This window comes from Ruegeria sp. N4 (assembly GCF_056531425.1).
The window spans coordinates 1-14,907 of sequence record NZ_JBQFLT010000016.1 but is presented as its reverse complement, the minus strand read 5'-3'; the positions used below and the strand labels follow the sequence as shown (position 1 = coordinate 14,907).

Genomic DNA, 14,907 nt, shown 5'->3' with positions numbered 1-14,907 from the left:
AGATTACTCCTGCAGCAGTTCGATCTGGCGCAGCGTTTCGGGGCCTGCCCCTTCCAGCGCCGGACGCTCGATCTGAGCCTGCTGGGTCAGTTCATCGATGCGGGCCTGGATCGCCTCTTGCTGGATGGTCTGAGCCAGTTGATCGCGGATCGTGTCCAGCTCGGGCGCTTCAGATTTGCGGGTGTCGTTCAGAATGATGACATGCCAGCCGAACTGGGTTTGAACCGGATCCGACACCTGACCTTTTTCCAGACCAATCACGGCCTTTTCAAATGCAGGCACCATCTGGCCCTTGCCGAACCAGCCCAGCGCGCCGCCATTGGGGCCCGAGGGGCCTGTGGACCGTTCACGCGCCAGCTCGGCGAAATCGGCACCATCGTCCAGTTGCGATTTGATGACCTTGGCCTCTTCTTCGGTGTCCACAAGGATGTGGCTGGCGTCGAACTCATCCTCGCCCGCGAAATCGGCAAACTGGGCGTCATAAGCGGCCCGAATGGCCTCATCCGTGACGGCGGCATCGGTCAGGGCCTCGACCGCCTGCACCGCTTTCAGCGAGCGACGCTCATTTTCAAGCGCGATTTCGTTCAGTTTGGACAAGTCGCCCTGTTCCTGGCTCAGCAATTGCTGCTGGATCAGCTGTTCAAGGATGAAGTCGAACAGCACGTCATCTTCAGCCTGTTGATACTGCGCCGGAAGGTTCGTGGCCATGGCGATGACGTGACCCAATGTGATCTCATCCCCGTTCACACGGGCGACGACGGTGCCTGCATCAGGCTTGGTTTCGGCGGCCAGCGGCAGGGCCATCACGGCAGCAAGCGCCAGAGATGGCAGAAAAGTGAGGCCTTTGGGCATGGATCAATCCTATTTCTTTGCCGCGACAGGGCGCAGCGTTGACACTTCAGAACCTGCCGCTTACATCGCTTTGAAGCCTTGGACAGGGCCGCCTTTCACCCCCCGTATCTATGGGTTGCGCGCAAGGTGGGCAAGTCTGTCGCAACCAAGACAAGAACAGATCCGCTGGAGTGAACATGCTGGGACTCGGAACGCTCGCCAAAAAGGTGTTCGGAACACCGAACGACCGCAAGATCAAGGCGACCCGCCCCCTGATCGAAAAGATCAACGCGCTGGAGCCCGAGTTCGAGAACCTGTCCGACGAAGGGCTGATCGAAAAGACCGCCGAGCTGCGCAAGCGCGCGCTGGATGGCGAAAGCCTGGATGACCTGCTGCCCGAAGCCTTTGCCAATGTGCGCGAAGGGGCCAAGCGCGCGCTGGGTCTGCGCGCCTTTGACGTGCAGCTTATGGGCGGTGCGTTTCTGCATCAGGGCAACATCTCGGAAATGAAAACGGGTGAGGGTAAGACACTGGTCGCCACCTTCCCCGCCTATCTGAACGCGCTGACCGGTAAGGGCGTGCATGTTGTCACGGTCAACGAATACCTCGCCAAGCGGGATGCCGAGTGGATGGGCAAGGTGTTTGCGGCTGTGGGTATGACCACCGGCGTGATCTGGTCGGGGCAACCCGATGCCGAGAAAAAGGCCGCTTATGCCTGTGACGTGACCTATGCCACCAATAATGAGCTGGGTTTCGACTATCTGCGCGACAATATGAAGGCCGATCTGGCCGAGATTTACCAGAAGCACCACAATTTCGCGATTGTGGACGAGGTCGACTCGATCCTGATCGATGAGGCGCGGACGCCGCTGATCATCTCGGGCCCGTCGCAGGACCGCTCGGATCTTTACACCGCGATTGATGCGCTGATCCCGTCGCTGAGTGACGATCATTTCTCGCTGGATGAAAAGTCCCGCAACGTGACCTTCACCGATGAAGGCAACGAGTTCCTTGAACAGCAATTGCTGGACGCGGGGCTGATCCCCGAAGGCCATTCCCTGTATGATCCGGAAAGCACCACCGTCGTGCATCACGTCAACCAAGGCCTGCGCGCACACAAACTGTTCCAGCGCGACAAGGATTACATCGTCCGCGACGGAAATGTTGTTCTGATCGACGAATTCACCGGTCGTATGATGCCGGGCCGCCGCCTGTCCGAAGGTCTGCATCAGGCCATCGAGGCCAAGGAAAACGTCCAGATCCAGCCCGAAAACGTGACGCTGGCCAGCGTGACCTTCCAGAACTACTTCCGCCTTTATGACAAGCTGGGCGGCATGACCGGCACGGCGCTGACCGAGGCCGAAGAATTTGCCGAAATCTACGGCCTGGGCGTTGTCGAAGTGCCGACCAACAAGCCGATTGCCCGTGTGGACGAGGACGATCAGGTCTATCGCACCGCGATGGAGAAATACGGCGCGATCATCAAAGAGGCGAAAGAGGCCAGCGCCAAGGGTCAGCCGGTGCTGATCGGCACCACCTCGATCGAGAAATCCGAAGTGCTCAGCCAGATGCTGACCAAAGAAGGCATCGAGCACAACGTCCTGAACGCCCGCCAGCATGAACAAGAGGCCCAGATCGTCGCCGATGCTGGCCGCTATGGCGCGGTGACCATCGCCACCAACATGGCCGGTCGGGGCACCGATATTCAGCTGGGCGGCAACGTGGAAATGAAGGTTCTGCAGGCGCTGGCCGAGAACCCCGAGGCCGATCCTGCCGAACTGCGCGCGGCGGAAGAGGCGCGTCATGCTGAAGAGAAACAGAAGGTGCTGGAGGCCGGTGGCCTTTACGTCATGGCCTCGGAACGGCACGAAAGCCGCCGTATCGACAACCAGCTGCGCGGCCGCTCGGGCCGTCAGGGCGACCCGGGCCGCACCGTGTTCTACCTGAGCCTCGAAGACGACCTGATGCGCATCTTCGGCTCGGAACGGCTGGACAAGGTCCTGACCACGCTGGGCATGAAAGAGGGCGAGGCCATCGTCCACCCCTGGGTGAACAAGTCGCTGGAACGGGCGCAATCCAAGGTCGAAGGCCGCAACTTTGATATGCGCAAGAACGTGTTGAAGTTCGACGATGTGATGAACGATCAGCGGAAAGTGGTCTTTAGCCAGCGGCGCGAGATCATGTCTGCAGACGACCTGTCCGAGATCGTCTCGGACATGCGCGAGCAGGTGATCGACGATCTGATCGATGAATATATGCCGCCGAAATCCTATGCGGATCAGTGGGATACCGATGGTCTGCACGAGGCGATCAAGGAAAAGCTGACGATTGACGCGCCGGTTCAGGACTGGGCCGCCGAGGAAGGCGTGGATGACGAACAGATCCGCGAGCGTCTGATCAAGGCCGCTGATGAGATGATGGCGCAGAAGGCCGTGGCCTTTGGCCCCGAGAACATGCGCAACATCGAAAAACAGGTCCTGCTACAAACCATCGACAGCAAATGGCGCGAGCATCTGCTGACGCTGGAGCATCTGCGTTCAGTCGTGGGTTTCCGGGGGTATGCCCAGCGCGATCCGCTGAATGAATACAAGACCGAAAGTTTCCAACTGTTCGAAGGCATGCTGGACTCCTTACGCGAAACCGTATCGCAGCAACTGTCCCGCGTGCGTCCGCTGACCGAGGAAGAGCAAAAGGAAATGCTGGCCCAGATGGCTGCGCAACAGGCGCAGGCGCAGCAGGCGGTCGATCAGGCCGCAGGTCAGGCCGAGGCAAAGGCAGAAGCCGCCGCCTCGGGCGATGCGTTGCCGGGCTTTGACGAAAACGACCCCGCGACCTGGGGCAACCCAAAGCGCAATGATCCCTGCCCGTGCGGGTCCGGCAAAAAATTCAAACATTGCCATGGCAGACTGACCTAACGTCAACGTTAACCAATCACAATGAGTCCGTCTCGCGGCCACAAATTGGCCTCGATTCGGGGCGAATGTCCGACTCGCTCCTTCAACTGGGGAGGGTGTCTTGTTTGTAGTACGGAATTACGTGACCATGTGCGGTACAGTAGCCTGTGCCCTGGCGATTGGTTACCTGATGCAAAATGGAAGTGCTGCGCAACCGAACGGGGCGCAGGATACTGCGTCTTTGACCAATCAGAATTCGGTTCTGGCGGGGCTGGACAGCATCGTCCTGACATCTGCCTCCCCCAATGACGCCGATAGCGGCCAAAAGTCCGTCACAGTTGAACCCGCACGCGCTGAACCGCAGGCCAGAGAGCCGCATCAAAACTGCAACCTGACCGCGCGGGCCATTGCCGTACCCGGTGCGCAGGCCCGGCTAAGCATCAAATCCCCCTGCCAAAGCAACGCACGGGTGAATATTCATCACAGCGGCCTGACCGTGACTCAGGTCACCGACGAAAACGGTGCGCTGAACGTGACCATCCCGGCGCTTTCGGAATATGCGATCTTCCTGATCTCGTTCCCGGATCAATCCGGCACCGTCGCCACAACCCATGTGCCGGACATCACCCAATACGACCGCGTCGCGCTGCAATGGCAAGGCGATACAGCCCTGCAGATCCACGCATTGGAATTTGGCGCAAGCTATGGCGGCGAAGGCCATGTCTGGGCGGACAGCACAACCGCCGGGGCCGGCAGCGTCGTAAGCCTGGGCCACACCGGTCTAGTCGATGCCAATAATATCGAGATCTACTCTTTCCCGGCGGGCCAGTCGCAACAATCCGGAACCATCGATCTGACGGTCGAGGCCGAGGTCACAGAAACCAACTGCGGCCGCGATCTGAACGTGCAATCCATCGAATTGCGGGCAGACAACCGCCTGCGATCCCGCGACCTGAGCCTCGCCGTGCCGGACTGCACGCAAACCGGTGAGTTTCTGGTGTTGAATAATCTGCTCTCAGACCTGACAATTGCGGCAAAGTAATCCGCAGGCAGGCTCGACTCTCTTATGACATTCTTCCGTGTGGCGGTGGCCGCGCTGATTTCCGCAATCCTTGGAACCGGTGCGGCAGCACAGGACATCACGCTCACCTCGCATGACGGCAAGGTCGAGATTACTGGCAACCTGCTTGGTTTCGACGGCGAATTCTACCGCGTGGACACTCAGTTCGGCGAGCTGACGGTCGACGGCTCGGGCGTCACCTGCGACGGCCCCGCCTGCCCGAACCTGATCGATTTCGTGGCCGAGGTCCGGTTTTCCGGCTCGTCCGTGATGGCCGAAACAGTTCTGCCCGCGCTGATCATCGGCTTTGCCCGGCAAGAAGGGCTGACCGCTACGCCGAAACGAGTGGATGAACGCACCTTTGCATACGAGCTGTTTCAGGCCGACCGGCAGGCCCCGCTGGCCCGTCTGTTCTTCCGTGTAGGCAATACGGATCAGGGATTTGCCGACCTGACCCAAAACACCGCCGACATCGTCATGGCCCTGCGCGAAATCCGCGACGGCGAAGTTGACGCGGCCCAACAGGCCGGGCTAGGCGATCTGACCCGCGCGCGGCGATCCCGCGTCATTGCTCTGGATGCCATCGTGCCGGTGGTGGCCAAAGACAACATCGCGGCGCAGATTTCCCCGTCTGATCTGGCCCGCGTACTGGCGGGTGAGGTCACCAACTGGTCCGATCTGGGCGGGCCGGACGCGCCGATCGCGTTGCATATGCCCGATGCCGGGTCTGGTCTGGCGCAGGCGGTTGAGGACCAGATTTTGGCACCTGTAGGCGTAGACCTGACATCCGGCGCAATACGCCACGCGCGCAACAGCGATCTGGTGCAGGCGGTGGCAAAGGACTCATTCGCCATTGGTATCACCAGCCATGCCTCGGCTGATGCCGCCCGCGCCCTGCCCCTGACGGGCGGATGCGGGCACGGGCTGGCCGCAACGCGCCACGCCATCAAGACCGAAGATTACCCGTTGACCCTGCCCATGTTCCTCTATCTGCCGGAACGCCGCCTGCCCCGGATCGCGCGGCAGTTTCTGGCCTTTAGCCAAAGCGCTGACGCCCAGATGGCGATCCGGCAAGCCGGGTATGTGGATCAGGCGCCTGAAACCACGCGGATCGGATTGCAAGGGGATCGTCTGTCCAACGCCATCGTCTCGGGCGGGGCCGAGGTCGGGCTAGAGGAAATCCAGCGCATGATCGACGCCCTGCGCCCCATGGCCCGGCTGTCCCTGTCGGTTCGGTTCGAGCCCGGATCGTCCCGTCCAGATGCGCAATCGCGGTCGAACATCCTGTATCTGGCGCAGGCGCTGGAAACCGGCACCCTGAACGCCCGCAAGCTGGTCTTTGTAGGCTTCAGCGACGGGGACGGGGCCGCCGCCACCAATGCCCGCATTGCCCTGCGCCGCGCCCAAACCGTCCGCAACGCCGTTCTGGCCGCAGTTGAAACCGAAATCCCCGACAGCATCGACATCTCGGTCGAAGGCTTTGGCGAGGCCATGCCCATGGCCTGTGATGACACCGAATGGGGCCGCAAGGTCAACCGGCGTGTCGAAATCTGGATCGAGTAACTCCCGCATCTTCTTCTCGTCAAAAATACGGTGGGGGTGAATTGATCCGCAGGATCAAGAGGGGGCAACGCCCCCTACAAATACCCCTCGGACCGAAAACTCAGCTCGGTCGATTTTCCGATGATCAGGTGATCATGCAACGTAAGACCCAGCGCCGTGCAGGCATCTTGAATCCGGTTGGTCATGTCGATATCCGACTGTGACGGAGTCGGGTCGCCGGAGGGGTGATTATGCACCAGTATCAGGGCCGAGGCATTCAGCTCCAACGCCCGTTTCGCCACCTCGCGCGGATAGACCGGTACATGATCCACCGTCCCCTTGGCCTGTTCCTCATCCGCGATCAGCACGTTCTTGCGGTCCAGATAGAACACCCGGAACTGTTCGATCTCGCGATGTGCCATGGTGGTGTGGCAGTAATCCAGCAGGGCATCCCACCCGGAAATCACATGCCGCTGCATCACGCGGGCGCGGGCCATCCGGTGGGCGCAGGCTTCGAGGATTTTCAGGTCGGTGATCACTGTCTCGCCAACACCTTTGATCTGACGCAGCCGTTCTTCGGGCGCGGTCAGCACGCGGTTGAAATCCCCGAACGTATCCAACAGCAGCCGCGCCAGGGGTTTCACGTCCTGCCGGGGGATCGAGCGGAACAGGACCAGTTCCAGCAACTCATAATCCGGCATCGCCGCAGACCCGCCTGACATGAACCGCTCGCGCAGTCGTTTGCGGTGGTCCTTGATGTATGACGGCAACCGGCCACTCGGCAGTGGCTGTGCCGGTGCTTCGTCCGTGTCGAACAGCATGGGTGCTTCGGCAAAGGCGTCCTGTGTCATGGGCTCATCCTGACGCAGAATCGGTTTCTGATTGGTTAACGTGCCTCACCCGCCAGCCGCGCCGTAGCCCGGCGAACCCCCATGTGCAGCAGGATCGAAAAGACCCCCAAAGTCAGCATCGCCGCAAACATCAGGTCCGTCTTGGCCCGACCATTGGCCAGCAGCATCAGATAGCCCAACCCTTGCGACGACCCCACCCATTCACCGATCACCGCCCCGATGGGCGCATAGACCGCCGCCAGACGCATCCCCGAGGCCAAGGACGGCAACGCCGCCGGAATACGGATATGCCACAGCACCGCCCGCTTGCTGGCCTGCATGGTCCGCGCAAGGTCCAGATAACCGGGCGGCGTCCGCATCAGCCCGTCGAAGAAAGACGAGGTGATCGGGAAATAGATGATCAGCACCGCCATCGCCACCTTGGACCAAAGCCCATAGCCCAGCCACAGGGTCAGCAGCGGGGCCAGCGCAAAGACCGGCAGCGCTTGGGTAAAGACCAGCATCGGCTGCACCAGCACCCGCGCCGCCCGCGAATTGGCCAATTGCAGCGCCGTGACGACGCCCAGCACCGTACCAACACCCAGACCGATCACCACTTCGACCGCAGTGATCCATGTGTGTTCGGCGATCAGCCAGCGGTTCTGCCACCATGTCTCGGCCACAAGCGCCGGGCCGGGCAGGATGAATTTCGGCAGGCCGGTGATCCAGACGATCCCCTGCCAAACCGCCACCGCGAACACAGCCGCCGCAAGGGCCGAAAGATATCTCATGCCGTCTCCCGCAGCAGGCGTAACAGGGCCCCTTGGGTTGCCAATGTCTCAAGATCGTCCACATGGCGCGGCGCCGGCGCGCGCGGAGGTTCACACGCAGTCAGCCCCTGCTGCGTCATCACTACGATGGACTGACCCAGCCGCGCGGCCTCGGCCGGATCATGGGTGACCAACAGCACGGTCCGGCCCTGCAACGCCTCTGCCGCCAGATCCTGCATATCCGCGCGCGTGCGGGCATCGAGGGCCGAGAACGGCTCATCCAGCAGCACAATCGGCCGATCCTCCATCAGCGTTCGGGCCAAAGCCACGCGCTGTCGCTGGCCGCCGGACAATTCACAAGGTTTCTTGGCCATGTGGTCCTGCAGGCGCATTCGCTGGATAAGGCGGTCGCGCCGCCCCAGGTCGGGCTTCTCACCCCGCAGCCGTGCACCCAACGAGACATTCTGCGCCACTGTGGCCCAAGGCAGCAGCAAATCGTCCTGCGCCATATAGGCCACGCGGTCCGGGACTGGTTGCGCGTCGCTTGCGGTGATCTCGCCGGTGAACGCCGCTCCGGTTTCCAAACCGGCAATCAGGCGCAGGACCGTGGTTTTGCCAACGCCCGATCCGCCCAGCAGGCAGGTCCACTGCCCCGCCGCAAGGGTCAGGGTCAGCGGCGCGAACAAAGGCGCGTCGCCAATATTCGCCCGCCCATTGACGGTCAGATCGGGTGCGGGGGTCACGGGGTCAGACCCATTTGCCAGAAATTGACCTCCAGCTCGATGGCTGTACGGAAGGTCTGGCACAGGCGATCCCAACGGGGTGAGGCCTTGAAATCCGGTCCAATCCGCCGTGTCAGAGCCGAATCCATCAACTCACCAATCGCCTTGCACCCGGCTTGGTACTCGTCGCTGGCATAGGTGTTGATCCAATCGCGATATGTCTCGGATGTGGCCTCGGACGCCAACCGGGTGCCGATCTCGCCATATCCCATAACGCAGGGCGCCAAAGCGGCAAGCAGATCCAGCAGATCCCCGCTATACCCCGCCTCAAGCACAAAGCGGGTATAGGCAAGGTTCTCGGTCCGTTCGGGCGTCGCGAACAACGCCTTCTGAGTAATCCCGGCCGCCTGACATATCGCGATATGCAACTGCATCTCTTCCCCGACCAGAGCATTCACGGTTGCCGCTGCCGCCAGCATTTCCGCATGCGTTTCCGACTTGACCACCGCCAGCGCCCAGGCGCGACTAAAATGGATCAGGAACACATAATCCTGACGCAGGTAATGCAGGAACGCGTCGCGCGGCAGCGTCCCGTCCTTCATCCCTTCGACAAAGGCGTGGCGGGTATAGTCCCGCCACGGCCCCTGCGCCGCATCGCGCATCAGCGCGAAGGCGTTGCCGTACCCCCTCATTGCGCGGTCACGTCGATGGTGATGTCGCTGACCGGTGTAAGGCTGTCGACCATGCCGCTTTCGTTCAAAAACGCCTCGAACCTTGCATAACGACCGGCGTCAAAGCCCGCAGGACGCAGCGCAAAACGCGGCAGCGTGTCGATCCAGGCACGGGCGTTCAGCTCATCCTGCAACTCGGGCGAGGTAGAGGCAAAGATCTCCCAGCTTTGTTCCGGGTTGTTGACGATGAACTGCGTCGCCTTTTCGGTGGCTGCCAGGAACCGGGCGATCATGTCTTTGTCCATCGTTTCGGGGTTTGCGACATAGATCAGCTCGTCATAGGACGGCACGCCCTCTTCCTCGATATAGAAACAGGTGCCCGGACGGCCTTCGATATCCATCTGGTTCAGCTCGAAATTGCGATAGGCGCCGATGACGGCATCCACCTGCCCCGACATCAACGAGGGCGAGAGCGAGAAGTTGACGTTGATCAGCTCAACATCGTCCAGCGTGACGTCGTATTTGCCCAGCACGGTGCCCAGAACAGCCTCTTCCACGCCCGCAACCGAGTACCCGATTTTCTTGCCCTTCAGGTCCGCAGGCGATTTGATCGGACCGTCTTTCAGCACCAGAAGGCAACTCAACGGGGTCGCGACCAGCGTACCAACACGTTTCAGCGGCAGACCCTCGTGGATCTGAAGGTGCAGTTGCGGCTGATAAGACACGGCAAGTTCCGCCTGACCGGCGGCCACCAGACGCGGCGGGGCCGAGGGGTCGGCGGGCGGAATGATCTCGACCTGCAGCCCTTCATCGGCGAAATACCCGTTTTCCTGCGCCACGATGATCGGGCCATGGTCGGGATTGATGAACCAGTCCAGCAGCACGGTCATCTTGTCTTCGGCCCAGGCCGGCGCAGCGGCCAGAAGGGCGATGGCTGTCATCAGCTTTTTCATGTCTCGCGTTTCCTTTTCACTCACGAGGTTGAGGCCGCGACGAGGACAATCTCGCCCGGCCAATCCGGTTCAATCTGTTCGGCAGCGCGCCAGGCCCGCAGGCCGGTGGCGCAGCACAAAGCCAATCTTTTGCCCTTGTTAGGCTCTGTTTTCACATCTTCGATACTCAGGCGTTGCGCCATTGGGTGGATCGGATCAGGGGCTTCGTCCGTGTCCCGCAATTCGACGATCATGTCATCGGCGTCCAGTTGCGAGGCGGCCAGAAAGGGAAAGACCCGCTCGGGCTCGGGCGCTGGGTCAAACCGGAAACTGGAGCTGCGCAGGGTGCGGGCATCGAGCTGCACCATCTGACCAAGCGGCGAGGGGTCGATCCCCAAAATCAACGCCAGTGCCATCTGCGCCTGCATCGCGCCGATCATTCCCACGACGGGCCCCAGAACACCCGCCGTAGCGCAGCTTGCCCCGCTGTCCGGCGCATCCGGGAACACCGCACGAAGTGAGGGCGCACCGCCGCAAAACCCGCCGACATAGCCGGACAGGCCCAGAACCGAGGCGCTGATCAGCGGCTTGCCCGCGATAAGACAGGCATCCGACAAGGTATAGCTGGCGGCATAGCTGTCCGCACAATCGAAGATCACATCGGCCTGCCCGATGAAATCCATCACGTTGCCGTTTGTTAGAGCCTGTTTTTCGCCAACAACCACAATCCCGGAATTCAGTGCACGACAGCGTTCCGCCGCGACCTCGGCCTTTGGGCGACCGCATTCCGCCTCGGAAAACAGCGTCTGTCGGTGCAGGTTCGACAGGGCGACATGATCCGCGTCCATGATCGTCAGATGTCCGACACCCGCCCCAGCCAGCAACGGCAGGACCGGCGCCGCCAGCCCGCCTGCACCCACAACCAGAACCCGCGCGCGCGACAGGCGCGCCTGCCCTTCGGCGCCGACCTCGGGCAGGATCATCTGGCGGGCATAGCGGTTCATCTGGTGACCTCGATCCATTGGCGCACGCGCGCCTCGGGGTCGGGGTTCAGGGTGATGTCAGTCACGACCGAAACGATGTCTGCCCCAGCCTCAAGTACTCCTTCCGCGCGTTCAACGCTCATGCCGCCGATCCCGACCAGAGGGATGCCGCCCACGCGCGCCTTCCATTCGGTGACTTTGGGCAAGCCCTGCTGTTCCCATTTCATCTTTTTCAGAATCGTCGGATAGACCGGGCCCAGCGCCACATAATCGGGGCCCATGGCCAGCACACGCTCAAGCTCATCATCATCATGGGTCGAGACGCCCAGCTTCAGCCCAGCCTTGCGGATCGCTTTCAGATCAGCGTCGTCCAGATCCTCCTGCCCCAGATGGATCCAGTCACAGCCTGCATCGATGGCGGCCTGCCAATAGTCATTGACCACCAGCACCGCGCCATACTCGCGGCAGAGATCGCGAGAGGTCACGATCTGCGCCCGAACAACCGCGTCCGGTTGGTCCTTGACGCGTAGCTGCACCAGCTTCACACCCAAGGGCAGCATCCGCCGCAACCAGTCCGAATGATCGAAGATCGGATAGAAACGATCCAGCGTCATGACAGGAACGCCTTTCCTATGACAGGGGTTGAGGGTTCGGCCATATCCCGCGCCTCGATCGGGTCGGCCTGATGCGCCAGTTGCCCGGCCTCAACCGCGTGCGCCATTGCCTGCGCCATGCGCACCGGATCACCGGCCCGCGCGACAGCGGTGTTCAGAAGAACGGCGTTATAACCCAGTTCCATCGCATGGGCCGCATGGCTAGGCAGACCAATCCCGGCATCGATTACCAGTGGAATTTCGGGAAATTCCGCCCGCATCGCACGCAATGCGTATTCGTTGTTCAAACCGCGCCCCGAACCGATAGGAGCACCCCAGGGCATCAGAACCTCGCACCCGGCCCCTAACAACCGTTCGCCCACGATCAGATCATCGGTGGTATAGGGAAAGACCTGGAACCCGTCCTCGGTCAGAATTCGCGCGGCCTCGACCAGTTGGAACACGTCCGGTTGCAGGCTGTCGGTGTGGCCGATCAGTTCCAGCTTGATCCAAGGGGTCTCGAACACCTCGCGCGCCATATGCGCGGTTGTCACCGCCTCTTTCACCGTGTGGCACCCGGCGGTGTTGGGCAGCACCCGCACCCCCAGATCGCGGATCATCTGCCAGAATGTCTGCCCCGCCCCGGATTCGCGCCGCAGAGACACCGTGGCCACGCCAGCGCCACTTGCGCGGAAGGCCTGTTCCAGAATCGCAGGGCTGGGATATTGCGCGGTGCCCAGCATCAGCCGGTTGGGCAGGTCGACGCCATAGAAACTGCGCATCCTCAGCCCCCCTGCATCGGCGACAGGATTTCGACCCGGTCGCCTTCGTTCAAAGCATGGGCGAAGCGCAAGCCCGAGGGCACAAATTCTTCATTCACCGCCGTCGCAACGCGGCCCGAGAAACCGCACTCCTCCAACAACTCGGCCAAAGTGACGGCCATCACGTTCTTGGGTTCACCGTTAAGCACAATCTTCATCGACCATCTCCGACTGTTTGTTGTCCAACGCCAGATCGGCCACGCCCTGCGCCAGCGCCGGGGCCAGCAAATAGCCGTGACGGTAGAGCCCGTTGGCATAGATCGTCCCGCCCAGACGCCGAATGCGCGGCAGGTTGTCCGGGAAGGCGGGGCGCAGATCGACGCCAATTTCCAGCACCTCGGCCTCGCCAAATGCAGGGTTCAGCGCATAGGCGGCGCTGAGCAGCTCCAGCATCGACCGGGCCGTGATACGGCTGCTGTCTTCGCTTTCGATCATCGTGGCACCCAGCATGTAGATGCCATCGCCACGCGGCACGATATAAAGCGGGATACGCGGATGCAGCAGACGAACCGGACGCGTCAGGGTCACGTCAGGGCAGCGCACGACCAGCATCTCGCCCTTCACGCCGCGCAGGTCCTGCAACTCATCCCGCGCCGTCAGCCCGCGGCAGTCGATGAGGTTATCCAACTGCGCAGGCGCGTGATCGTTGCGGAATTCGACACCCTGTTCCTTGAGATTGCGGTACAGGTCATGCAGCGCCTGTCGTGGATCAAGGTGAGCCTCCCCTTCAAAAAACAAGCCCTGTCCGAATCCATACAAATCAGGCTCTAATTCAGACAATTTCGCACGATCTACTTCGGTAAACGCTTCGGTCCGACGCGCGAAGCGGCGCAAGTCCGGCACATCCCTGGCATTCGCCACGACCAGAGTGCCATTGCGATGCACCTGCGTTCGCTCCGCCCACCAGGCAATGGCCATCTGACCCAACCGCAAAACGGGTTCCTCGGCGTTTTCGTATTCGCACCACGGGGCCAGCATGCCGCCCGCCCACCACGAACACCCATGCGGACCGGGCGGGCCAGCGGGGTCAAAGACCTGCACCCGTTCGCCGCGCGAGACCAGCTCGCTGGCAACGGCCAATCCGGCAACCCCGGCCCCTATGACAGACCAGAGCGTCATCCGGGCCAAACCCGGTGAAAATGATGCACCGGCCCGTGCCCCGATCCGACATTCAACTCATCCGCCCGCGCAATCGCGCCTTGCAGATAGTCATGCGCTTCGGCCACCGCCTCGGGCAGCGCCATACCCTTCGCCAGACCGGCCGCAATCGCCGAGGACAGGGTGCAACCCGTTCCATGCGTGTTTCTGGTGTTTTGCCTTGGTGCCTGAAACTCGGCCACAACACCTGTTTCACCGATCAGCACATCGTGGCAGATATCACCCGTTCCATGGCCACCTTTCATTAGAACCGTGCGCGCTCCCATTGCGCACAGCGCCTTGCCCTGTTCGATCATCTCGCTTCGCGACGCCGCAGCTTGCTGATCCAGCAGGCAAGCGGCCTCGGGCAGGTTCGGTGTCAAAACACTCGCGCGGGGCAACAGGACGTCACGGAGGGTCTGCACCGCCGCGTCCGCCAGCAAGGCATCGCCGGATTTCGCAATCATCACCGGGTCTAGAACAACGGGGCCGTCAAACCCCGATAATGCCCGCGCTACGGCTTGGATGATTTCAGGCGTCGCCAGCATGCCGATCTTGATCGCGCCAACGTTCAGATCGGTCAGCACCGCCTCGACCTGTGCGGCGATCACGTCCGGCGGGATACCGTGCACAGCCGTAACCGCCTGCGTATTCTGCGCCGTAACGGCAGTGATGACGCTGGAGCCGTAAACTCCCAAAGCCGACATCGCCTTCAGATCGGCCTGAATCCCCGCGCCGCCGCCGCTGTCGGATCCTGCTATGGTCAGGGCAATTGCTGCCACTTCGTCGCTCCATCATTTTGGGGGCAACGCGGGCATGGAAAACGTCTGTATGCGTTAGACCGTTCCCTACGCCGGTATTGCCCGGATCAGGTTCGATGGGTTAGCGCATTCACGCCTCTCAGCCCTTTGATCAGGGCACCCCAACGGTTGATGCGGACAATCTCAGGGCAGGCGCTGGAAATCAAGCGTCAATCCACAGGTCATAAGGCCACTTTGGGCAAGAGATTAAGACCAAAGCGGCGTTTGAATTGCGGGGGAAAATGCGAGGCTCTGCCTCGCGCTCCCAGGTATTTTGGGCCAGATGAATAAAGGATCTCTTGCTTCATCTGGCCACCAATA

The 14,907-nt window shown here is 61.5% G+C and carries 15 protein-coding genes and 1 riboswitch; of the genes, 3 read left to right on the top strand and 12 right to left on the bottom strand.

The features are described from left to right. Positions 1-3: 3 nt before the first annotated feature. A complete protein-coding gene (locus ACR0LW_RS19410; RefSeq protein ID WP_480883990.1) occupies positions 4-852 on the bottom strand; it encodes a peptidylprolyl isomerase in 849 nt (282 codons plus the stop codon). Positions 853-1,028: 176 nt separating this feature from the next. On the opposite strand from ACR0LW_RS19410, the gene secA reads away from it, so the two are divergent. The 3 genes from secA to ACR0LW_RS19395 all read left to right on the top strand — a co-directional run bounded on the left by secA (position 1,029) and on the right by ACR0LW_RS19395 (position 6,348). Next, positions 1,029-3,746: a preprotein translocase subunit SecA gene (secA, locus tag ACR0LW_RS19405; protein ID WP_480883988.1), complete on the top strand. Its 2,718-nt coding sequence runs from the start codon at positions 1,029-1,031 to the stop codon at positions 3,744-3,746. Between the two features lie 100 nt (positions 3,747-3,846). Further along, positions 3,847-4,767, top strand: coding sequence for a hypothetical protein (locus tag ACR0LW_RS19400; protein WP_480883986.1), 921 nt, complete (start codon positions 3,847-3,849; stop codon positions 4,765-4,767). Positions 4,768-4,791: 24 nt separating this feature from the next. Next, positions 4,792-6,348: a phosphate ABC transporter substrate-binding/OmpA family protein gene (locus ACR0LW_RS19395; RefSeq protein ID WP_480883984.1), complete on the top strand. Its 1,557-nt coding sequence runs from the start codon at positions 4,792-4,794 to the stop codon at positions 6,346-6,348. A 74-nt stretch (positions 6,349-6,422) separates the two neighbouring features. On the opposite strand, the gene radC is transcribed toward ACR0LW_RS19395, so the two are convergent. The 11 genes from radC to thiD are packed head-to-tail and all read right to left on the bottom strand — an operon-like array spanning position 6,423 to position 14,568. Further along, complete coding sequence (radC, locus tag ACR0LW_RS19390; RefSeq protein ID WP_480583376.1) at positions 6,423-7,178, bottom strand: RadC family protein; 756 nt, start codon at positions 7,176-7,178, stop codon at positions 6,423-6,425. A 35-nt stretch (positions 7,179-7,213) separates the two neighbouring features. Next, the gene (locus tag ACR0LW_RS19385) at positions 7,214-7,948 is read right to left on the bottom strand and encodes an ABC transporter permease (protein ID WP_480883982.1); all 735 of its coding nucleotides are present in this window, start codon (positions 7,946-7,948) and stop codon (positions 7,214-7,216) included. Then, the gene (locus ACR0LW_RS19380; protein ID WP_480883980.1) at positions 7,945-8,670 is read right to left on the bottom strand and encodes an ABC transporter ATP-binding protein; all 726 of its coding nucleotides are present in this window, start codon (positions 8,668-8,670) and stop codon (positions 7,945-7,947) included. Before ACR0LW_RS19380 ends, ACR0LW_RS19385 begins: the two co-directional genes overlap by 4 nt. Continuing rightward, positions 8,667-9,341 carry a thiaminase II gene (gene tenA, locus ACR0LW_RS19375; protein WP_480883977.1) on the bottom strand — a complete coding sequence of 225 codons (675 nt, stop codon included), beginning with the start codon at positions 9,339-9,341 and terminating at the stop codon, positions 8,667-8,669. Before tenA ends, ACR0LW_RS19380 begins: the two co-directional genes overlap by 4 nt. Then, positions 9,338-10,273: an ABC transporter substrate-binding protein gene (locus ACR0LW_RS19370; RefSeq protein WP_170453404.1), complete on the bottom strand. Its 936-nt coding sequence runs from the start codon at positions 10,271-10,273 to the stop codon at positions 9,338-9,340. Before ACR0LW_RS19370 ends, tenA begins: the two co-directional genes overlap by 4 nt. Before the next feature lie 20 nt (positions 10,274-10,293). After that, complete coding sequence (locus ACR0LW_RS19365) at positions 10,294-11,256, bottom strand: HesA/MoeB/ThiF family protein (RefSeq protein ID WP_480883975.1); 963 nt, start codon at positions 11,254-11,256, stop codon at positions 10,294-10,296. Further along, on the bottom strand, positions 11,253-11,849 hold the full coding sequence (locus ACR0LW_RS19360) for a thiamine phosphate synthase (RefSeq protein ID WP_480883973.1): 597 nt from the start codon (positions 11,847-11,849) through the stop codon (positions 11,253-11,255). Before ACR0LW_RS19360 ends, ACR0LW_RS19365 begins: the two co-directional genes overlap by 4 nt. After that, on the bottom strand, positions 11,846-12,610 hold the full coding sequence (locus ACR0LW_RS19355; RefSeq protein WP_480883971.1) for a thiazole synthase: 765 nt from the start codon (positions 12,608-12,610) through the stop codon (positions 11,846-11,848). Before ACR0LW_RS19355 ends, ACR0LW_RS19360 begins: the two co-directional genes overlap by 4 nt. A gap of 2 nt (positions 12,611-12,612) precedes the next feature. Continuing rightward, complete coding sequence (thiS, locus tag ACR0LW_RS19350) at positions 12,613-12,807, bottom strand: sulfur carrier protein ThiS (protein ID WP_170453400.1); 195 nt, start codon at positions 12,805-12,807, stop codon at positions 12,613-12,615. Beyond that, the gene (locus ACR0LW_RS19345) at positions 12,791-13,768 is read right to left on the bottom strand and encodes an FAD-dependent oxidoreductase (protein WP_480883969.1); all 978 of its coding nucleotides are present in this window, start codon (positions 13,766-13,768) and stop codon (positions 12,791-12,793) included. Before ACR0LW_RS19345 ends, thiS begins: the two co-directional genes overlap by 17 nt. Then, positions 13,765-14,568: a bifunctional hydroxymethylpyrimidine kinase/phosphomethylpyrimidine kinase gene (gene thiD, locus ACR0LW_RS19340; protein ID WP_480883967.1), complete on the bottom strand. Its 804-nt coding sequence runs from the start codon at positions 14,566-14,568 to the stop codon at positions 13,765-13,767. Before thiD ends, ACR0LW_RS19345 begins: the two co-directional genes overlap by 4 nt. A 46-nt stretch (positions 14,569-14,614) precedes the next feature. Beyond that, a riboswitch (TPP riboswitch) is annotated at positions 14,615-14,721 on the bottom strand. Positions 14,722-14,907 lie beyond the last annotated feature (186 nt).